This window comes from Stutzerimonas stutzeri, assembly GCF_000219605.1.
Lineage (GTDB): Bacteria > Pseudomonadota > Gammaproteobacteria > Pseudomonadales > Pseudomonadaceae > Stutzerimonas > Stutzerimonas stutzeri.
Window position 1 is genome coordinate 348,280 of record NC_015740.1, and the last position, 19,478, is coordinate 367,757.

Consider the following 19,478-nt stretch of genomic DNA (forward strand, 5'->3'; position numbering starts at 1 on the left):
GCCCGCTTGAACTGGGTCGGTCAGGACAACCGCTTCGTCAGCGGAAATCCGCGTATGGCGTCAGAGGCTCGACCGGCAGAGGTAGGTTTCCGCGCCAGGGCATCAGGTTGTAACGCAGGTAGAGCAGCGCGCGGCTGGGTGCGTAATCGTCGCTGTGCAGCAGGCTGACGCCGCCGCCCAGGACGAAATGATCGCTCAGGCGCCGTTCGAACAAGCCCTGCAGACGATAGCTGATGCCGCGATTGGTGGAGCCTTCGCTTTCGCCATTTGCTGCGGCAGCTGCTCTCTGCTCGCTGCTCAACAGCGAACGCAGCGGATAGTCAGGGCCGCCATCGCTCTGCGATGCCGACCAGCCGACGCTGCTTTCCAGCAGCACGGACCAGTCTTCGTTACGCCAGGCGTAGCTCACCGGCACGCTGATGGAATTGTAGTTCTGCGGGCTCCAGTAGCCGCCCTGGCCCAGGGTGTAGCCGCTCAGGTCCTTGTCGTAGCCGAAATGGATGAACGTCAGGCCGGTACGCACGCGCTCGCTGGGGCTGTCGACCAGCTTGTAGTAGTAGCCGGTCATCGCCGTGGTGCGATTGTTGCGCGCGACATTGTCACCAAGCAGCCAGTGATAGCCCAGCGAGGCCCATACGCCATGTGCGCCGCCCTGGTCCCAGCTCAAGCCAAGGCTGCTGCCGTTCGCGGTCACGGCGCCCCACTGCTCGCCTGTCACCGGATCGCGACTGCCGCCATAGGACAGCAGGGAATTGCTCATCGGTCGGCGCGACGCAGTGAGCGACAGGCCGAAGGGCCCGGCGTCGCCGCGGCCGGTGATACCGCCATAGACATTATTGATCTCGAACCCCTGGGTCAGGCCCAGATCGGCTTCCCAACGCTCGTCGCGCCAACCGCCGGCCAGTACTGCGGCTTCGGCCTGCTGGCTTTTGCCATCGCAGGGTGACGCTTCGGTTGTTTCCAAGGCGCAGGTACCGAAGGTGGGACGGCTCGGTTCCGTAGGTGTACTTCGATCTACCTCCAGCTTGCCGGCATCCAGCGCCAGCCGCTCGGCGCGGACAAAGCTGCGCCCATTGGCTGCCGGCCATTCCACGTGCAGCAGCGTCGTGTCGGTCAGCAGTTCGGAGATGCCCGGGGTGCCGTCGTCGTTGCGCCAGCCGTGGTCATGCAGCAGCGTCACGGTGACATCCTGCTGCTGGTGCAGGTTCGCCACATCGCTGCGCAGGCTGCGGATCAGCCAGTCGTCCGTCTCGTTCTCACGGGTAGCCTGGGTCAGATCGGCGTCGCTCGCGCCTTCCGACACCAGTTCGGCATCGACCATGGCCTTGCGGTAGTAAGCCATCGCACGGTCCGGCTCGGTCCTGGCCAGCAGGCGTGCCGTATCGCGGCGCAGCAGCGGGTCCGGCGCCTCGACCTGAGCCTCCAGCTGCTCGAGCATCTGCCGGGCCTTTGCCACTTCGCCGACCGCCGCCCAGCTGTTGGCCAGGCGCCGAATGGCGTTCGACTCATCGTTGCTGAACTGTGGCGGTGCGTCATGCAGGGCCTGGCTGGCTTCGTTCACCTGTCCCGCGGCGAGCAGCAGCTCGATCTGGGCGAGTCGTGCCGCGGCGTGTTCCGGATCGATGCGCAGCGCGCGTGCCAGATAGGACTGTGCTGCGGCTGGCTCGCCGCGCTCCACCGCCCAGTCGGCCAACAGCAGGAGGTCGTCCACCGAGTCTCCATGGCTGCGCAGGCGCTGCTGCATCAGTTCTGCCGCCGCGGGTTCTCGCCCCGCCGCGCGCAGCTTGGCTACACGCGACATGAATTCGCGCCGCTCGACACGCGTCGCAAGCGTGCGGATGTCATCGTTCCAGTCGCTCGCGGGGATCTGTTGCAGGCTGGTCAGGGCCTGGGCGTCGCGTTCGGCCGCGGCGAGATAGAGCGCATGTGCATAGCGTGTGGTCGGATCAGCGGGCTTGCGCGCGAGCAAGTCATCGAAGGTGCTGTCCGCCTCGTAGAAGGCGCCCTGCGTACGTAGCGAATTGGCCAGGCGGTAGGTCAGCCAGGGGTCGTTCGGGTCGAGCCGGCGAGCCTGGCGCAGTGCCTCGCTCGCTGCAGCCTGGTCGCCGCGCTCCAGTGCCTGGTCGGCCTGGAGCTGATAGCGAGCCAGGAGCAAAGCATTGCGCAGTTCGTTGAATTCCTGGCGCTGGGGCGCAGCAAGGGTTTCGATAAATGCCAGCGCACGCTCCGCGGATTCTGCTCGATAGAGGCGCACCAGCCCGCGGATCGCGCCGCCGTTGGCCGGGTCACGCGCAAGCAGGCGGCGATAGGCGGCTTCGGCTTCGTCGGTGCGGCCTTCGGCTTCGGCGACCTGGGCCAGACCGAGCGCGGCGAAGAGGCTATCGGGTTGTTGCCTGAGCGCACGGGTATACAGCGCCGCCGCTTCGCGGGGCCGCTGTTGTTCCAGTGCCTGGTCGGCCTGCTCGAGGGCGAGCCAGTAGCGGGTCGAGTCGATCAGGTCGCTCCACTTGCTCAGGTTGTCGATGTCCGCCTCGTTGTCCTTGGCGCGCTGGAAGTACACCAGGGCTTCCGGGCGGTGACCGGGGCGCATGAGGGCAAGGCCCAGGCCGCCGAGCAGTTCGGGGTCCTTCGGGTAGCCGCGCAAGGCCTGGCGGAGTTTGGCTTCCGCGGCTTCGTCCTGGCCCTGATCGAGCAAGCGCAGGCCCTCTTGGCCAGCCCGCCAGAGCGGGTCGGCGAGCAGCCGCTGCTGCCGCTCCAGGTGTTGCCGGGCGTCACCAGCGAAGCGCCCGTTCGGATAACGCTCGAGAAAGGCCTTCCAGGCCTTGGGTCCGTTATCGTCGATCCGCCTGGTAGCCAGGTACTCGAACTCTCGCTGTGCCGCGGCATCGGTCGCCACCGGGTTTCGGCCCAACTCGGCCAGCAATGCCAGCGCCGCCTTGTCCTGCCCATCGGCAAACAGCAGATTCGCCAGCAACTGGCGTAGCTGGGGGTTGCCTGGGTATTCGTCGTCCAGGCGGCGCAACGCACCGATCGCCGACGTGCGCTGCCCCGGCTGGGCGCTGCGCAGGCGCCAGTATTCGACGGCCAGCTCCAGTGTCGGTGGCTGGTCGCCATAGAGGGCTTTGAAGCCCTGCAGCGCGTCATCCGGCCGGCCGGCCAGGGCTGCCAGACGGGCCTGCTGCAGGCGCTGTTGACCTGCTTCACTGCTCAGCTCCACGAGCATCCGCCCGGTGTGCTCGGCCTCGCTGCCGGCGGCGGTACGCTGCAGGTTCTGCTGCAGCGCCTCGAGCTGCTGCAGGTCACGCTGACGCAAGGCAAGCCGCATCTGCGCCAGCGTTGCCTGAGCATGGCCGGGCGCGACACGTTGCAGCCGTGTCAGGGCGTCACGAACCAGCTCGTCACGGTTGACGGCTTCGGCGGCACGTACCTGTGCCAGCAACCACTGGGCCTGCTCGGCGCGATCGGCCGGGATCTCGGCATGGCTCCAGATCGGCAGCAATGCCGCGAGCAGAAGAAGCGGGGGCTTGCGCATGGCGGATTACCCGGCATCGCTCAGGCGGCGCCCGGCGGCCCAGCGCAAGGCCCGCCACAGCACGATGGCGAACAGCACGACACTGGCTGCGGCCAGAAACGCCAGCAGCACGGGGTGTGCGGAAAGGTGGAACCACAACAGCAGCCACCAGGGCAGCTTGCCCACGTAATAGGGTTCGCCCACGACATGGCTGCTGACGCCGCTGGTGCGAATCAGGGTAACGGCGCCGGCGAAGGCTTCCTGCTTGCCCGAATCGGTCAGCGCATCGCGCAACAGACCATAATCCGTCGGCGTCGAGGCAAGCAGGGCGACGAGACTGCGCTGTGCGTGGAAGGGTGACTGCTGACCGACGACCGCCGCCAGAGGACCGTTGGCGCTCATGCCCAGCTTGCCGCCGGCGGACCGTTCGTCCGTGCCGGCCGCGCCGTGCTGCAACCAGCTGCGTGGCGACTCGAGCAGGAACGGCAGGGAGGCATCGTTGACCAGCTCATTGGGCAGAGGGCCCAGCAGCAACAGGTCGGCGTCGGCCTGCGCCGCGGACTTCCAGTTGTCGGTGATGCGCACGCCGAATGCCGGGTAGCCGGTATGAGAGCCGATCAACGCAAGGGTATCGAGCAGGGTGCCGACCTGCGCCTCGTCGGGCTGGGCCGAGGTCAGCACCAGGGTCTCGGAAAGATCAGCCATCCGGCTGAAGGGGAAGCCGCTGCGCGAGAAGGCCTTCAGGTCGGGCATGGCCATGTAGTGGTGATAGCCCGACAGGTCGATCGTCGATTGCTCGTCGATGGCGGCCTGGATGTTGGTCGGCAGGTAGGTCTGGCAGCGATCGCGCTGGGCATTGCCCAGTTTGCTGGCGAAGTTGAATTCGAAGCGCACCTTGTTGCGCATACCCATCTTCAGCGCAGGCACCAGCAGCTTTTCGCTTTCGGCAGTGGAGTCCGAGGCAAGAACGGTCAGGCGCAGGTTTTCCACGCTGCTGCGGCTGTCGCTGCCCTGCAGGGGGATGCTGCTGATGTATTGGTCGTTGACGCTGATGTTCAGGCGGGACTCGTCCGTCGTCACCGGCGGCGTATAGCGATAGCGCGTCTGCAGCGGGATGCCCTGGTTGCGCCAGACGAACAGGTCCGGCGGCAGGTTGACATCCAGTGTGATGGGATAGGGCTGAAGGCCGCTTACCTGCAGTTGCTGCGGGTAGTCGATCAGCTCGGCGAGCTGTACGGCGCGGTCCGTGCGGATCCAGTTGGGGGCGTCGTAAGGCTTGCGTGCCGGCGGTTCGACCTGTTCCAGGCGAACCCGATTTCCGCGCAGCTGGCCGCGATCAAGTGCCAGCGCCGTCGCCGCGACCACCAGATCGTCGTCGTTACGGCCGCTAATCAGCAGCAGCTTGCTGTAGCGGTCCTGGGGATGGTCGATCAGTTCGACGGTCGGCCCTTCCGCCGCTGGATGCTCGGCGAGGAACGACGGACGACGGTCGTTGGTGGCGAACACCAGCGCAGGTTGCGGACGCTCCTGCGTCGACGGCAGGGCATCGAACAACACCGGGAAGGTCGCGCTTCGCCAGGCGGCCAGGCTGCCGAAATAGGACGAGAGAATGCCTGCGGCCCGCTGCTCGCCAAGGGTCGGCGTGCCGGTGAAGACGACCGGCAGATTGAGCTGCTGGGTGTCTCGCTCGTCGAAGAAGGGCAGCGGGAACCAGGCCAGGTCGCCGGTGACGTCCAACGCCTGCTCATGCAGGCTGACCCGGCTCTGACGACCCAGGTTCAGCCACAGGCCGCTGTGCGCGGGGTCTTCGCAGACATCGCTGTAGTGGCCGACGAATTCGATTCGCACCCGGTTGAAATCGCCCAGCAGGCGCGGGTCCAGGGCCAGCTCTTGACGAACACGCTGGCCGATCTGCTCCTGGGTGATGGGCAGCGTGCCCATCAGCTCATCGTTCAGGTACACGCGCAGGTGCGACAGCACCGGGATCAGCGCCGGCGATGGCGTGTAGTCCAGGTGCAGGGTGGCGGCGGTGGCGATCCGGTCATGACGCAGGCGGAACTCGACCTGCTCCGCGTTGCGTATGCCAAGCAGCAACTGGTCGCGGGGACGGCCCAGGTCGCTGAAGCTGCGACTGGAGTTCCAGCTCGGCGGCGTGCTGTCGGCGTCGAGGCTCGGCTCAGCGAAGGCGGCAGCGCTGAATGCCCACAGCAAGGCGGTGAGCAGCGTCCGGGAATAGGTTTGGGTGATCATGACGGGGTTACCAGGGATTTAGAGGCTGGAGTACGAGGGCAATAGCTCAGTAGCCAGGCGGCTAACCGAAGAAGCGGGCGAAGGGGTCTGCTCAGGACGCTCGGCAGTTGTTCGTAGAGGCGGTGGTAGCCGCGTCCGCCGATACGCAGCACTTCGATGAAGCTGTGCAGCGGCCGGTCCGTCTCGAAATCCTGATGGCGGTTCAGCCAGACGTCGGCCCGGGCGAAGGTGCACTGGACCAGGTCGATCTGCTGCGCGAGGTCGAGGTTGTCGAGGCGGATACCCAGGCGCTCGCCGATCTGCCGGGAGGCTTGACCAGGAAACATGAACGAGCGATCCCCGCGCTGAAGGATCAGGGAGACCGGCTGATCCATGTCCACCTTCAGCCCCGGCGGGATCTGCAGGCCCGCACCGCCTTCGGCGAAGTCCAGCAGCGTGCAGGGGTAGGCGTGACCGTCGGCGAGCTTGAGCGAGGCCGGCAGCTGGGCCATGACACGGTGGGCGCGACGTATCTGCCGGACTTCGGATGCGACGGCCACCGCGGCGCCGATGATGAGCAGGTTGTAGATGACCCAGGCGGAGCTGACCAGAACCGTGCCGATTTCACTGACCGGACCGGTGAACAGGCGCCAGACGGCGAATCCGAGACCGGCCACGTTCAAGGCCGCCAGAACCAGGTAGGGGCGCGCGATGCGCCAGTCGAACTGATCGTGATCGATCAGCCCGCCTTTGGCCGTGACGTTGAACTTGCCCTTGCCCGGGTTGAACAGCGCCACCGTGGTGGGCCGCGCGATGTACCAGGCCAGTACCGTCTCGTACACCTCGCCCCAGAACGAATGCCGGTACTCGCCCTGCATCCTGGCGTTGGTCAGGCTGGCGTGAATCATGTGCGGCAGCACGTAGAGCACGATCATCAGCGCCGGCGCGTAGATGATGTAGGCGTGCAGCAGGAGAAACGCGAGCGGTGCCGTCAGGTAGATCAGGCGGGGCAGGCCCGCGAGAAAATGCAGCATCGCATTGGCGTAGCAGAGGCGCTGGAAGATCGTCAGGCCCGGACCGAGCAGCGGGTTGTCGGTGCGGAAGATCTGCGCCATGCCGCGTGCCCAGCGTATCCGCTGGCCGATATGCGCCGAAAGGCTCTCGGTGGCCAGACCCGCCGCCTGCGGCGTGCCCAGGTAGGCCGAATTCCAACCGGCACGATGCAGGCGCAGCGCCGTGTGAGCATCTTCGGTGACGGTTTCCACGGCGAATCCACCGATGCTTTCCACTGCGTCGCGGCGCAGCACGGCGCAGGATCCGCAGAAGAACGAGGCGTTCCACATGTCGTTGCCGTTCTGCACCAGGCCGTAGAACAGCTCGCCTTCGTTGGGCTTGCGGCGGAAGGATCCCAGGTTGCGTTCGAACGGGTCGGGCGAGAAGAAGTGGTGCGGCGTCTGCACCAGCGCCAGTTTCGGGTCGCGCAGGAACCATCCCGTGGTGACCTGGAGAAAGGAACGCACGGGTATGTGGTCGCAGTCGAAGATGGCGATCAGCTCGCTGTGGGTCACGGTCAGCGCATGGTTGAGGTTGCCTGCCTTGGCGTGCTTGTTGTCCGGGCGGACGATGTAGCCCACGCCGACTTGCTCGGCGAACTGCTTGAAACTGTCCCGGCGGCCGTCATCGCAGATGTACACGTTCAGCTTGTCGCGTGGCCAGTCCAGGCCCAGCGCCGCGAGCACCGTGGTGCGCACGACCGAGAGATCTTCGTTATAGGTCGGGATGAAAAGGTCGACCGACGGCCAGCTGCTGCTGTCTTCCGGCAGCGGGGCGGGTTTGCGATCCAGCGGCCAGCAGGTCTGTACATAGCCGAGGATCAGGACGATCCAGGAGTAGGTCTCCGCCACCAGCAGGGTGATGCCGCACGCCAGGTCGAAATAGGAATCCCAATGCAGCGTGGCGGTGTAGCGCCACCACAGGTAGCGGCAGGAAATGATGGCCGACAGCACGATCAGCATCAGCACCGCGAAGCGCCCGGGAACGCGCCGGACCAGCAGGGCCAGGCCCCAGAGCAGGAGCACGAAGGTGACCTGCGCGGTATAGCCGAACGGTTCGGTGATACAGAGAATGCCAAGCAGTATGGCCAGCGCGCCGATGGCGATGTTGAACGCGTAGCGGACGGGTCTCGATAGGCTGGAAAGCCAGCGTTCGGCCTTTCCGACGCGCGCTTCGGCATTGCGCAAGCCAGGCAGGTCGAACGTCCGCCTGTGCCGCAGGCGCGGCGGCCTGGGCAGCTGCTGCGCGACGCTGCGCAGTCGCTGCCAGGTCGAGCGGAGTCGATCGCCCAGCGAGCGCGCCGGCGCGGACCCGGGCGCGCGTGCGACGAGCAGCCAGATGCTCTGGATGACGATCCGCAGCGGGTCGCCGGCGGTGGGCCTTTTGCCCGCGACGTGCGGATACAGCCTGCGGCGCTCGGCCATGACCCACTGCCAGCCAGGAGCATCCAGGCGCAGCAGCAGCCAGGCTGTCATGTAGGCGATCAGCCAGCTCAGCGCAGCAATCGGGCTGGCACCGCGCCGATAGCGGATGTACTGGTAGTAGCTCAGTGGGTTGGGCATATCAGCACTTCGCTCGCTGGGCCAGGCACCAGAGCGCCAGGCTGCGCAGGTCGCTGGCGGCCTGGCTCTTCGGTGCGTAATGACCTATCGGCAGCTTGTGCGCCAGGGCTTCCGGCAGCGCTTCGTCCTCGTGGATCAGTTGCGGTTGCCGGTTGCTCCTCGGCTGGCTGCGCCAGAGCAGCAGCAGATCGCGCTGCAGCTGGCTGGCCGGATTGAAGCGATTGATCAGCAGGAGATCCGCATCCGGGCGTGGGCGCTGCTGTAGCAGCACATGGCACCCGGGGTCGGGTGTAGCCAGATCGATCAGCACGTCGGCCCGATTCGCTTCCGACACAACGGCGCGATGGCCCGGCAACCGCTGCGGCAGGTCGAACAGCACCCAGTCGTAGTTGTGTCCGATCAAGTCACAGCGCTGCGCCCAGCAGCTCGAATCCGCGCAGAGCTGGCCTTCGATCTGGGAAATCTCCGCCCCGCCAAGCTCGCCGTACGGCAGCAGGTGCAGGCCCGGGAGCAGTTCCAGGGCACTCTCATGCCATGGTGCAGCATCCAGCTGCGCGCGCGCCCAGCCGGAGGCATACGCAACGTCGACACTGAAATGCAGGCGCAGCATGTTGTCCGGGCTGAGATCGATCAACAGTACCCGCTCACCCTGTTCATGCAGCGCGATGCCGAGGCCGGCCAGCAGCGAGGTGGCGCCGATTCCGCCGCGCAGGCCGCGCAGCACGAGCTGCTTCATGCCGGAGGCCTGCTGGCCACGGCCACACTGGCGTTCTCGAGCGAGACGCTCTCGAGCGCGCTGTTCAGGTGGGCGACGACGGAAAGCTCGCTCAGCAGCGGCCAGCGCTGAACTGCCTTGTCCAGTGCCAGCGACGCGGAGATGTCCTGATAGCCGAGCTTCGGCATGCCCAGATGGCGTTTCAGGTTGTCGACATCGTCTTGTGGCGACGGCAGGACCAGCGATTCCATAGGCGTGCTACTCGAACCGGTTTGGATAAGGAAGCCAGATGGTCTGGCCGCTGAGACGTACATACGGTTTTCCTGCGCGCTCGATCACCTGCGCGCCGGCCGTTTCGGAGACCAGCTCGGTCTGCGGCAGGTCAGCGACCAGCGCCTCCAGGTTCGGGGTGCTGCCCTGCTGACGGGCGGCGTAGAGCCGGGAAACCAGCTCGGAAAGCGCCAGGAAGCTCGTTGGCTGCTGGATGTGCACGGGCTGCGTGCCGTGAGAGGCGTCCATCCCGATCAGTTTCAGGCCGACGGGCACCTGGGTGATCGATGGCCGGGGAATCTCGCGCATGCCGGCGATCTGCATGCGGTCACCATGCAACGCCGCTCCGTGCTCGGGTACCAGCAGCAAGGCGACCGGCCGACCGCTGCGCTCCAGCTCGTCGATGAAACGGTTGAGGTCATCCAGCAGGCGCTGCGCGCGAGGCCTATATGCCGCCGATTGGGCATTGCCATCCGCTCCGACGATGCGGTTCCCGTCGTGCAGGCTGATGCTGTTGTAGAAAAGGCTGACCTGTGGCTCCGGCAATGCCTGACGACGCTGCCACCAGCCGTTGAGCACGTCGAAATCCCTGGCGATCGGCGAGCCGTCGAAGCCTGCCAGCGCACGCGCGAACTTCTGGCTCGCCAGCACCGGCAGGGGCATGCCCTGGGCTTCGATTTCACCGGCGAAGCCGTCGAACTTGCCGTTGTGGTTCATCAGGGTTTCGGCGTGGAAGCCCAGGTTGGCCAGATTCTGGAACAGCAGGCATTGTTCCGGCGCGGGTTCGTACAGGGCCTGATGACGGGGCTGACCGCAGCTGGCTCGCAGCAGCCGGATTGCCGCCGGCCCGCTGTAGGAAGTGGCGGAGTTGAAACGATCGAAGATGACGTCCATGCGTTTGAGCAGAGCGTTGTCGCGTAACTCGACCGCGTCCAGATCGTCCCAGGCCAACGAGCAGACATTGATGAACAGCACGTCGAACGCCGCGGTTTGCTCGCTGCGCAGGGGGAACTGCGTCTGGCGCGTGGCCTCGGTGCGGAAGAAATTCTCGAGCCAGGTATCCAGCGCCACATTGTCCTGAAGGGCCGGCGCGTCGTTGCCCTGTGCGGACGCCACGACGGGGGCGGCATCTGCACGCGGTGGTGATGCCAGCAGAGGGATGCTGCCCAGGTTCAGCCAGATCAGACCGCCCAGGCAGATCGTGGACAGGCGAATCCAGTTCGCCATGTAGCTGTAGCCAATCACCAGCAAGGCGCAGAGGCCAAGCACGGTCCAGTCGACGAAGCGTCCGGCTGGTTCCACGAGATAGGCTGGGGAAAAATCCAGCACCCCCGGTTGTGCCAGCAACCGGTCGAACGGGGGCAGCCAGGTGTCGTGGTACAGCAGCGCGATACCCACGGGAATCGCGATCAGCTGCCGTACGATGCGCCACGGGGCGCCCGGAAGGGGCACCACGAGAAACGCCGCGAACACCAGGTTCGGCAGAGCCTGGAAGTTCAGCAGGCCAAGGCCCAGCAACAGGAACTTCAGCAGAAAATACAGATTCCACACACCCAGGCCCGGCCAGCGCGTAACCGGGGGCGCGGGTACGATCAGCCGCTCCGGCGCATTCATGGCGTGTCTCCCGATCCAATGGAACGACGGCGTATCGCTGTCCTTTTCAGGTAGCGGGGCGGGAGCATTCGATCGAATGCACGCAGCGCCGTGTGGCCGTACCGGGTCAGCAACCAGCCGATACCGATGCCGATCGCCAGGAACAGGCTGGCGACCTCGAGGAGTTGCTCGAGCGTCATGGTTGCGTCACCAGCGAAAGGGTCAGGGGGCGGGGTTGAAGCTGTCGACCCGGTGCCGGCTCGTTGACGAGCGTTTCGTTGCCGGGCAGTGACAAGGTTTCGCCGTGGAAGCCGGGGCCGGACAGGGGCTCGAGATCCGCCAGCTGTTCGAGGCCGAGGAACAGCTCCTGCCAGGTGACGCCAAAGATGTTGTCCAGAGCCGCCTCGAGCGATTCCGCGCGGCAGGCGAAAAGAAAAAGATACAGCGCCTTGTCGACGATGCAGGCTATGTCGCCGTTACGCCGCAGATGAGCCTGACCAAGCACCTGCTCCAGGCTCAGTCCGGGTACCGGTTGCAGCCGAACCAGCTGATGAACGATCTCACCCGTTGTGCTGCCGGCCCACATTTCCTGGGCGGCTTCGGCAAAGCGGCGCGGGCTCAGCTGGCCACGCAGGGGAAGCGGTTTGAGCTTGTCGAGGCTGGCATCGATGTCGCTCAACTGACGCTGCCAGATATGCCCCTGAGCGCTCTCGACCATCGTCAGGAAGCGTGGCAGCGAGGTGCCGAAAGGCACGACCAGCGACGCGCCACCGGCCAGCAGCAGCTGTTCGTCCCGATAGCGCAGGCAGGGCGCCGTTTCCCGGATGATCAGCTTCAGCTGGTTGCCACAGGTGCGGCGCAAGCCATTGAGCTGATGGGCCAGCTCGTCGACCTGCTCGTTATCGGTGATCGCGAAGAGGATGCTCGCAGCCCTGGCGGTTTCGGCATGCGCCAGTAGGGCCGCTCTGCTCTCGAACAGGCGCCACTGCGTGGACAGGTTGTGCACCCCTTCCAGCACGCTGCGCTCCGCGTAGAAACGCCCCTGATCGGGGTGCTCGAGCACCTCGCCGAGTTCTCCGCAAGCCGTCAGCTGGAACCCGTCGGCCTGGTGGCGCAGGGCGAATTGGCGGGCGCTGGTCATGCCGCGCTCGTTCTGCCAGTGATGCAGATACAGGCGGGTGCCGGACGGGGTTTGAGTGAGCGAGGCGAACCCGGCCAGGCAATGGCTGAGTCGGAGCAGACCCTCGCTCAGGGCGTCGCTGACACCGTCACTGATGATCAGCAGGGTCGCGCGGCGCTCGAGCAGCCAGGCGCCGATCCGCGTCAGCCAGCTTGAGAGGCGCGGCCCTGCAAGGCGTTCCCAGGCCTGAGTGGGGAGGTTGAGCAGGATGTACCGGGTGCGCATGTTGCCCGAGCGATCCAGTTCGGAATCCAGGCGCTGCAGCATCGCTTCGAAATGGTCCGGCGTCAGAGTCAGGGCCAGCAGTTCACCAGGGCCCGCGTCAGCCGGCAGGTCGGCCAGTGCGTGCCGCTGGCGGGCTGCGTCCGCTATCATCGCCGCCCGCTGACCGGCCGCCATGTTCCCGATGACCTGCCGGGTCAGCAGCGCCGCATCGCTCGCTTTTTCCGCCATGATCCAATGCAGGCGTCCGTCATTGAGCGCAAAAATCGGCCATTCGATACCGTCCAGTCCGAGCGGGGCCGGAAACTGCTGGTTTTGGCGGAAGAGAAGCAAGAAGTCACCTGCGGCGGTTTCGGGCGCGACCTGTAGCGTCCTGAACAGCGTGTCGGCCAGGCGCTGAAGCGCTTTAAACCGTCACCAGACTGTTCGTCGGAAACTGAATCGTCCTTGATTGATGCCAATATGATATCAAGTGGCTTCGGCGTACGACAGTGGGGGTCGATGGCCGGTCACGAGTCGAATGAGCAGTCACGAACGAGCGGGTGAGAGATGAAAGTCGAAACGACCAACGAGGCGTCTGCCTTCAAGAGCAAACCGGGGCTTGGGCGCATCGCCAAGGCGGCCGGCTATTCCTTTGCCGGCCTCGCCGCAGCCTGGCGGCATGAGGCGGCCTTTCGTCAGCTGGCCCTGCTTGCCTGCGTGCTCATTCCTGTCGCCTTCATGGTCGGCAGCACCCCCGTGGAGCGCGCCCTGCTGGTCCTGCCGGTGCTGATGTCGCTCGCCATCGAACTGGTGAATTCAGCCATCGAGGCAGTGGTCGATCGGGTGTCGCTGGAAATCCATCCGTTGTCCAAGCGCGCGAAGGATCTGGGAAGTGCGGCTCAGCTGCTCGGGCTCATTTCCATTGCCGTCGTCTGGCTCGCCGTCCTGCTCTGAAGCCTCCGAGGCGCGCGGGGCAAGACGGTTGCGCGAAAAATCTGCTAACAATGGCTGTCAGTAGGGCCGAACCACACTGCGCAATAATGCGCCGTCGACCATCTGGGAGTTTCCATGAGCAGCACTGCGCAAGCCAACAAAGGCGAAAAGATCCTTATCGTCGATGACGATGCCCGTCTGCGGCGTCTGCTCGAGCGCTTTCTCGACGAGCAGGGCTACCGCGTCCGTACCGTGGAAAACACCGAGCAGATGGACCGCCTGCTCAGTCGCGAGCTGTTTCAGCTGGTGGTGCTGGACCTGATGATGCCGGGCGAGGACGGGCTGTCCGCCTGCCGCCGGCTGCGTGAGGCGAACAACCAGATCCCGATCATCATGCTCACCGCCAAGGGCGACGAGGCCAGCCGCATCCAGGGCCTGGAGCAGGGCGCCGACGACTACCTGGCCAAGCCGTTCAACCCTCGCGAACTGCTCGCGCGCATCCGTGCGGTGCTGCGCCGGCAGGCGCCGCAGGTGCCCGGCGCCCCGGCCAGCGAGGACGAGACCGTCACCTTCGGCGAATACGAGCTGTCGCTGGCGACCCGCGAGCTGAAGAAGGGCAACGAGGTGCACATGCTCACCACCGGTGAGTTCGCGGTGCTCAAGGCGCTGGTGCAGCACGCTCGCGAGCCGCTGACCCGGGACAAGCTGATGAACCTCGCCCGCGGCCGCGAGTGGGATGCGCTGGAGCGCTCCATCGACGTGCAGATATCCCGCCTGCGCCGGCTGATCGAGCCGGACCCGTCCAAGCCGCGCTACATCCAGACCGTCTGGGGTGTGGGTTACGTGTTCGTGCCGGACGGCAACAAGTGAGTCGACCACGGCGTGCCACCGGCTGCGGGCGCGATAGCCTCGTTACCCGCAGCCCGAGGCGTGCCGCCGCTTTTTCATGAAGACCCCGCTCTGGTTCCCGCAAAGCTTCTTCGCCCGCACCCTGTGGATGGTGCTGATCGTGGTGCTGTTCTCCAAGGTCCTCACCCTGGTCTATCTGATGACCAACGAGGACGTGCTGGTGGACCGCCAGTATAGCCACGGGGCGGCGCTGACCCTGCGCGCCTACTGGGCTGCCGACCTGGAGGACCGCGACCGCATCGGCCGAGCCGCCGGCCTGCAACTGGTGGCCGAGCAGAACGTGCCGCGCAGCGAGTATCACTGGCCCTACACCGAGATCTTCCAGCGCCAGATGCGCGACGAACTGGGCGACGACACCGAGGTGCGCGTGCGCATCCAGCCGTCCACGGCGATCTGGGTGCGCGCGCCGAATCTGGGGCCGGACTGGGTGCAGGTGCCGCTCTATGCCTATCCGCTGCGCGGCCAGCGCATCTGGAGCGTGCTCGGCTGGTTCCTGGGCATCGGCCTGCTGTCCACCGGCGCGGCCTGGATCTTCGTCAGTCAGCTCAACCTGCCGCTCAAGCGGCTGGTGTTCGCCGCGCGGCAGATCGGCAAGGGCCGGCGCGTCCGCCTGCCGATCAGCGACACGCCGAGCGAGATGACCGAGGTCTACCGTGCCTTCAACCAGATGGCCGAAGATGTCGAGCAGGCCGGTCGCGAGCGCGAGCTGATGCTGGCCGGGGTGTCCCACGATTTGCGCACGCCGCTGACGCGCCTGCGCCTGTCGCTGGAGCTGATGGACAGTGATGACGAGCTGACCGAGGACATGATCCGCGACGTCGAGGACATGAACGCCATCCTCGACCAGTTTCTCGCCTTTGTCCGCGATGGCAGTGACGAGCCGGTGGAAACCACCGACCTTGCCGAGCTGATCCGCGAGGTGGTAGCACCCTATAACCAGCAGCAGGAAACCGTGCGCCTGTGCGTCGAGCCGATGCCGCCGTTCGCCCTGCGCCGGGTGTCCATCAAGCGCCTGCTGGTGAACCTGATCGAGAACGCCCTGCGTTACGCAGGCGGCGGCGTCGAAGTGGCTGCCTATGTCTCCGGCGACCAGCACGCGCCCTACGTGGTGCTCAGCGTGCTGGACCGTGGCCCGGGGGTCGATCCGGCCGAGCTGGAAGGCATCTTCAATCCGTTCATTCGCGGCGATCGTGCCCGTGGCGGGCAGGGCGCCGGGCTGGGCCTGGCGATCGTCAAGCGCATCGCCTCGCAGCATGGCGGGGTGGTCGAGTTGCGCAATCGCGAGGGCGGTGGTCTGGAAGCGCGGGTCAGCCTGCCGCTGGGGCTGCTGCTGCCGCGCGATGCGGTGCAGGGCAAGCCGGCCGAATAAGCCGGCTCGCAGCGCGGTGGGATTAGCCCTTGCCCTTGGTGCGAGTCAGGTGCGGGCCGCCGTTCTTTTCCAGGTACTGGATGATCAGCCCGGCGACGTCCTTGCCGGTGGTTTCCTCGATCCCGGCCAGGCCCGGCGAAGAGTTCACCTCCATCACCAACGGACCGTGGTTGGAGCGCAGGATGTCGACGCCGGCGACGTTCAGGCCCATCACCTTGGCGGCGCGAATGGCGGTCATGCGCTCTTCCGGGGTGATCTTGATCAGGCTGGCGGAGCCACCGCGATGCAAGTTGGAGCGGAATTCCCCAGGCTTGGCCTGACGCTTCATCGCGGCGATGACCTTGTCGCCAACCACGAAGCAGCGGATATCGGCGCCGCCGGCTTCCTTGATGTACTCCTGCACCATGATGTCCTGCTTGAGGCCCATGAAGGCCTCGATCACCGACTCGGCGGCCTTCTCGGTTTCGCAGAGCACCACGCCGATGCCCTGGGTGCCTTCCAGCACCTTGATCACCAGCGGGGCGCCGTTGACCATGCGGATCAGGTCGGGGATGTCGTCCGGCGAGTGGGCGAAGCCGGTCACCGGCAGGCCGACACCGCGGCGCGACAGCAGTTGCAGGGCGCGCAGCTTGTCGCGCGAGCGGGCGATGGCCACCGACTCGTTGAGCGGGAACACCCCCTGCATCTCGAACTGGCGCAGCACCGCGCAGCCATAGAACGTCACCGAGGCGCCGATGCGCGGGATCACCGCGTCGAAGCCCTCCAGCGGCTTGCCGCGGTAGTGGATCTGCGGCTTGTGACTGGCAATGTTCATGTACGCGCGCAGCGTATCGATCACCACCACTTCATGGCCACGCTGCTCGCCGGCTTCGACCAGACGACGGGTGGAATACAGGCGCGGATTGCGCGACAGCACGGCGATTTTCATTGAGCACCGGAAGAAGTGAGGATCTGGGGTTTGTCCTGGATATAGGTTCGCGACGGATCGATCAGCCATTGGCCGTCGACCAGCGCCTTGGAGCCGAGCAGCAGGCGGTAGCGCATGGTCTTGCGGCAGGTCAGGGTGAATTCCACCGGCCAGACATGGCTGCCCAGCGCCAGCAGGGTGCGCACCACGTAGCGGGTCTGGACCTGGCCATTGGAACTCTTGATGAGCTTGCGGGTGACCAGCGGCGCCTCGCAGCGATGGCGGCGCTGCACCAGCGTGCCCAGGTGCGCAGTGAAGCGAACCCAGCGCTGCCCATCGCGTTCGAATTCGCTGATGTCGGTGGCGTGCAGCGCCGAGGTGCTGGCCCCGGTATCGACCTTGGCGCGCAGGCCCACCACGCCGAGATCCGGCAGGGCGATCCATTCACGCAGACCGATCACGGTATGGGGGTCGAGTTTCTTCAAGGGGAGAGTCCGAAGAATTTGCCGGCATTCTAGTCGGCGTGAATGACAACTGCATCCGTCTGTAACACCCTGGAACGACCGATACGAGACTGAGTTGGACGATGGCCGAAAAAGACGACGACAAGGTACGCCTGGACAAGTGGCTATGGGCCGCACGCTTCTTCAAGACTCGTGCACTGGCCAAGGCGGCCATCGAAGGTGGCAAGGTGCACTGCCGGGGCGAGCGCTGCAAGCCGAGCAAGGAACCAAAGGTGGGCGATGAACTGGTGATCCGCAGCGGCTTCGACGAGCGCACGGTGGTCATCCGCGCGTTGTCGGCGGTGCGCCGTGGTGCTCCCGAGGCGCAGACGCTCTACGAAGAAAACGCACAGAGCCTGGCGGCGCGCGAGGAGGCGGCTGCGCTGCGCAAGGCGGGTGCCCTCGGCATGCAGACCGACGGCCGGCCGAGCAAGAAGCAGCGCCGGCAGATCCAGCTGCTGCGTGACTTCAAGCCCGGTTAGTCACGCAGCACCGCCAGCTGGCGCAGCAGTGGCAGCCTGGCGGCCAGCTGCATGGGCGCACGGGCCAGCCACTGCAGCAGGGCAGCGAGGTGCGCGCCCAGTGGTGTGCAATAGCCCCAGCCGATGGCCAGCAAGGCGATCAGCAGTCCGCCGACGAAGTCATCGCTGACCCAGTGGGCGCCGGCCACCAGCCGCGGCAGCATGAACAGTACGGTGATGCCGAGCACCAGTGCCAGACGGCCGCCGCGGGCGAACAGCGCCATGAACAGTCCCCAGATCAGCAGCACCGAGGCGTGATCGCCGGGGAAGCTGCGGCTGGAACGATCCTTTAGTTCGAACACCCGCTCCAGCAGCGGAAAGTGGTCGCTCAGGTGATAGGCGCCAGCGATCTCGAGCGATGGACTGGCGTGCTGCCAGCCGAAGTGGCCGGCAAGCTTGGTCACCAGCACGCGAATTACCAGCAACACCAGCAGCAGGGCGACAAAGGTGAACAGCGCCGGGCGCAGCTGGTGCTGAGCGAACAGCCAGTCGCGGCGGATCAGCAGGGTCAGCAGCAGTGCGCCGACGAGGATGTCGAACACGCGAACGCTGGCCAGTGCCCACAGCCAGTCCCACCAGGCCTGGTGGCCCAGCGAGCCGTTGAGCAGATGAAAGGCCGACTCGTCGAAGGCATCCCAGAACGGGCGGCTGATGGGCGAGAGCCAGCTGAGCAGCAGCAGCCCGGCGAGCAGATGGCTGATGAACCAAGACAGTGGGCGCCAGCGCGCCTGGGGCGTGGTCACGGGCATGAGGATCGTCCGTGGGGTTGCGATGGCGCGCGATGCTAGAGCCTGCCGTTGCGGCTGTCCTGACTACCTGCGAGCCGTTCAGCCAGCGTTCAGCTTGCGGCTGTCTGGCAGCCCGTCCGGCGCCCGCCCTTGGTCCGGGCCGGCTTTGCGCCTAAAATTGCCGCTTCCTCCGCCGTACCTGTGAGCTTTCCGGCTATGCCCGATCAAACCCAGCGTTTTCTCTTCGATGATTCCGATGTTCGCGGCGAGATCGCCACGCTCGAGGAAAGCTACCAGCACGTGCTGGCCAAACACACTTATCCAGAGCCTGTGGCCCAGTTGCTCGGCGAGCTGCTGGCCGCGGCCGCGCTATTGGTCGGCACGCTCAAGTTCGACGGGCTGCTGATTCTCCAGGCCCGCTCCAGTGGCGCCGTGCCGCTGCTGATGGTCGAGTGCTCCAGCGCCCGCGAGGTGCGTGGCATCGCCCGCTATCACGCCGAGCAGATCCAGCCGGACGCCACCCTGACCGAGCTGATGCCCGAAGGCATGCTGGCGATCACCATCGACCCGGCCAATGGCCAGCGCTACCAGGGCATCGTCGATCTTGAAGGGGCCACGCTCGCCGAATGCCTGACCAACTACTTCGCGGCCTCGGAACAGTTGCCGACGCGCTTCTGGCTCAATGCCGACAGCCGCCGCGCCTGCGGCCTGCTGCTGCAACAGCTGCCGGCCGACCGGCTCAAGGATCCGGAGGAGCGTGACGCCAGCTGGGAGCACCTGCGTACCCTGGCCGACACCCTGACCGCCGAGGAACTGCTGGGGCTGGACAGCGAGACGCTGCTGCATCGGCTCTATCACCAGGAGCAACTGCGCCTGTTCGATGCACTGCCGATCCGCTTCCGCTGCAGCTGCTCGCGCGAGCGCTCGGCCCGCGCGCTGGTCAGCCTGGGCGAGGAAGACGCCCTGCAGCTGGTGGCGGAGCAGGGCGGTTCGGTCAGCATCGATTGCCAGTTCTGCAACGAGAAATACACCTACGACGCGGCGGATGTGGCTCAGCTTTTCGCCGGTGGTGGCAGCGACGCGCCGTCGGATACCCGGCACTGATCGACGTGCGACGTTCCGGTCGTCTGCCTGCTGCCGCGGCGGCCGGGAATGAGGCAGGGATGGACCTGCACTCGGGCAGTGAACTATTTGGCCATCACGGCCTCATACCCAGCGCGGCGCATTATCTGGCATAATCGCGCGCACTTTTTCGATGTAGTTCGCTCTTTGGCGGGCTACAACAGCATGG

General features: G+C 65.9%; 16 protein-coding genes. 5 read left to right on the forward strand and 11 right to left on the reverse strand.

What is annotated here, in order from left to right:
* Window positions 1-37 precede the first annotated feature (37 nt).
* From bcsC to bcsE, 8 genes are read right to left on the reverse strand one after another with little or no spacing between them, the layout of a single operon-like run.
* Complete coding sequence (gene bcsC / locus PSTAB_RS01530; protein ID WP_013981436.1) at window positions 38-3,532, reverse strand: cellulose synthase complex outer membrane protein BcsC; 3,495 nt, start codon at window positions 3,530-3,532, stop codon at window positions 38-40.
* 6 nt (window positions 3,533-3,538) lie between these two features.
* Window positions 3,539-5,761 (reverse strand): cellulose biosynthesis cyclic di-GMP-binding regulatory protein BcsB, encoded by a 2,223-nt coding sequence (gene bcsB, locus PSTAB_RS01535; RefSeq protein ID WP_013981437.1) that lies wholly within the window; start codon window positions 5,759-5,761, stop codon window positions 3,539-3,541.
* Complete coding sequence (gene bcsA, locus PSTAB_RS01540; protein ID WP_013981438.1) at window positions 5,758-8,355, reverse strand: UDP-forming cellulose synthase catalytic subunit; 2,598 nt, start codon at window positions 8,353-8,355, stop codon at window positions 5,758-5,760. The genes bcsB and bcsA overlap by 4 nt, the downstream gene beginning before the upstream one ends.
* Before the next feature lies 1 nt (window position 8,356).
* A complete protein-coding gene (gene bcsQ, locus PSTAB_RS01545) occupies window positions 8,357-9,091 on the reverse strand; it encodes a cellulose biosynthesis protein BcsQ (RefSeq protein WP_013981439.1) in 735 nt (244 codons plus the stop codon).
* The gene (gene bcsR / locus PSTAB_RS01550; RefSeq protein WP_013981440.1) at window positions 9,088-9,321 is read right to left on the reverse strand and encodes a cellulose biosynthesis protein BcsR; all 234 of its coding nucleotides are present in this window, start codon (window positions 9,319-9,321) and stop codon (window positions 9,088-9,090) included. The genes bcsQ and bcsR overlap by 4 nt, the downstream gene beginning before the upstream one ends.
* Window positions 9,322-9,328: 7 nt before the next feature.
* Window positions 9,329-10,954 carry a cellulose biosynthesis protein BcsG gene (gene bcsG, locus PSTAB_RS01555; protein ID WP_013981441.1) on the reverse strand — a complete coding sequence of 542 codons (1,626 nt, stop codon included), beginning with the start codon at window positions 10,952-10,954 and terminating at the stop codon, window positions 9,329-9,331.
* A complete protein-coding gene (gene bcsF, locus PSTAB_RS01560) occupies window positions 10,951-11,133 on the reverse strand; it encodes a cellulose biosynthesis protein BcsF (protein WP_013981442.1) in 183 nt (60 codons plus the stop codon). The genes bcsG and bcsF overlap by 4 nt, the downstream gene beginning before the upstream one ends.
* Complete coding sequence (gene bcsE, locus PSTAB_RS01565; protein WP_013981443.1) at window positions 11,130-12,668, reverse strand: cellulose biosynthesis protein BcsE; 1,539 nt, start codon at window positions 12,666-12,668, stop codon at window positions 11,130-11,132. Before bcsE ends, bcsF begins: the two co-directional genes overlap by 4 nt.
* A 216-nt stretch (window positions 12,669-12,884) precedes the next feature.
* Here bcsE and PSTAB_RS01570 point away from each other — a divergent pair, with 216 nt between their 5' ends.
* The 3 genes from PSTAB_RS01570 (at window position 12,885) to PSTAB_RS01580 (ending at window position 15,528) form a co-directional block, all read left to right on the forward strand.
* A complete protein-coding gene (locus tag PSTAB_RS01570; RefSeq protein ID WP_013981444.1) occupies window positions 12,885-13,271 on the forward strand; it encodes a diacylglycerol kinase in 387 nt (128 codons plus the stop codon).
* 114 nt (window positions 13,272-13,385) lie between these two features.
* Complete coding sequence (ompR, locus tag PSTAB_RS01575) at window positions 13,386-14,120, forward strand: osmolarity response regulator transcription factor OmpR (RefSeq protein ID WP_013981445.1); 735 nt, start codon at window positions 13,386-13,388, stop codon at window positions 14,118-14,120.
* 76 nt (window positions 14,121-14,196) lie between these two features.
* A complete protein-coding gene (locus PSTAB_RS01580; RefSeq protein WP_013981446.1) occupies window positions 14,197-15,528 on the forward strand; it encodes an ATP-binding protein in 1,332 nt (443 codons plus the stop codon).
* 22 nt (window positions 15,529-15,550) lie between these two features.
* On the opposite strand, the gene rimK is transcribed toward PSTAB_RS01580, so the two are convergent.
* Entirely contained in the window at window positions 15,551-16,456 is a 906-nt protein-coding gene (gene rimK, locus PSTAB_RS01585) for a 30S ribosomal protein S6--L-glutamate ligase (protein ID WP_011911526.1), read from the reverse strand.
* The gene (rimB, locus tag PSTAB_RS01590; RefSeq protein ID WP_011911527.1) at window positions 16,453-16,920 is read right to left on the reverse strand and encodes a retropepsin-like aspartic endopeptidase RimB; all 468 of its coding nucleotides are present in this window, start codon (window positions 16,918-16,920) and stop codon (window positions 16,453-16,455) included. Before rimB ends, rimK begins: the two co-directional genes overlap by 4 nt.
* Before the next feature lie 101 nt (window positions 16,921-17,021).
* Between rimB and PSTAB_RS01595 the strand changes: the two genes are divergently transcribed.
* Window positions 17,022-17,420 (forward strand): RNA-binding S4 domain-containing protein, encoded by a 399-nt coding sequence (locus PSTAB_RS01595; RefSeq protein ID WP_013981447.1) that lies wholly within the window; start codon window positions 17,022-17,024, stop codon window positions 17,418-17,420.
* Here PSTAB_RS01595 and PSTAB_RS01600 read toward each other — a convergent pair.
* Entirely contained in the window at window positions 17,417-18,208 is a 792-nt protein-coding gene (locus PSTAB_RS01600) for a phosphatase PAP2 family protein (protein ID WP_013981448.1), read from the reverse strand. The genes PSTAB_RS01595 and PSTAB_RS01600 overlap by 4 nt on opposite strands.
* Before the next feature lie 195 nt (window positions 18,209-18,403).
* On the opposite strand from PSTAB_RS01600, the gene hslO reads away from it, so the two are divergent.
* Window positions 18,404-19,291 carry an Hsp33 family molecular chaperone HslO gene (gene hslO / locus PSTAB_RS01605; RefSeq protein ID WP_013981449.1) on the forward strand — a complete coding sequence of 296 codons (888 nt, stop codon included), beginning with the start codon at window positions 18,404-18,406 and terminating at the stop codon, window positions 19,289-19,291.
* The last annotated feature ends 187 nt before the right edge of the window (window positions 19,292-19,478 follow it).

Excerpts from the sequence above, each read along its gene's own strand:
- bcsC (WP_013981436.1), bottom strand. The coding sequence starts at position 3,532 with ATGCGCAAGCCCCCGCTTCTTCTGCTCGCGGCATTGCTGCCGATCTGG.
- bcsB (WP_013981437.1), bottom strand. The coding sequence starts at position 5,761 with ATGATCACCCAAACCTATTCCCGGACGCTGCTCACCGCCTTGCTGTGG.
- bcsA (WP_013981438.1), bottom strand. The coding sequence starts at position 8,355 with ATGCCCAACCCACTGAGCTACTACCAGTACATCCGCTATCGGCGCGGT.
- bcsQ (WP_013981439.1), bottom strand. The coding sequence starts at position 9,091 with ATGAAGCAGCTCGTGCTGCGCGGCCTGCGCGGCGGAATCGGCGCCACC.
- bcsR (WP_013981440.1), bottom strand. The coding sequence starts at position 9,321 with ATGGAATCGCTGGTCCTGCCGTCGCCACAAGACGATGTCGACAACCTG.
- bcsG (WP_013981441.1), bottom strand. The coding sequence starts at position 10,954 with ATGAATGCGCCGGAGCGGCTGATCGTACCCGCGCCCCCGGTTACGCGC.
- bcsF (WP_013981442.1), bottom strand. The coding sequence starts at position 11,133 with ATGACGCTCGAGCAACTCCTCGAGGTCGCCAGCCTGTTCCTGGCGATC.
- PSTAB_RS01570 (WP_013981444.1), top strand. The coding sequence starts at position 12,885 with ATGAAAGTCGAAACGACCAACGAGGCGTCTGCCTTCAAGAGCAAACCG.
- ompR (WP_013981445.1), top strand. The coding sequence starts at position 13,386 with ATGAGCAGCACTGCGCAAGCCAACAAAGGCGAAAAGATCCTTATCGTC.
- PSTAB_RS01580 (WP_013981446.1), top strand. The coding sequence starts at position 14,197 with ATGAAGACCCCGCTCTGGTTCCCGCAAAGCTTCTTCGCCCGCACCCTG.
- rimK (WP_011911526.1), bottom strand. The coding sequence starts at position 16,456 with ATGAAAATCGCCGTGCTGTCGCGCAATCCGCGCCTGTATTCCACCCGT.
- PSTAB_RS01595 (WP_013981447.1), top strand. The coding sequence starts at position 17,022 with ATGGCCGAAAAAGACGACGACAAGGTACGCCTGGACAAGTGGCTATGG.
- PSTAB_RS01600 (WP_013981448.1), bottom strand. The coding sequence starts at position 18,208 with ATGCCCGTGACCACGCCCCAGGCGCGCTGGCGCCCACTGTCTTGGTTC.
- hslO (WP_013981449.1), top strand. The coding sequence starts at position 18,404 with ATGCCCGATCAAACCCAGCGTTTTCTCTTCGATGATTCCGATGTTCGC.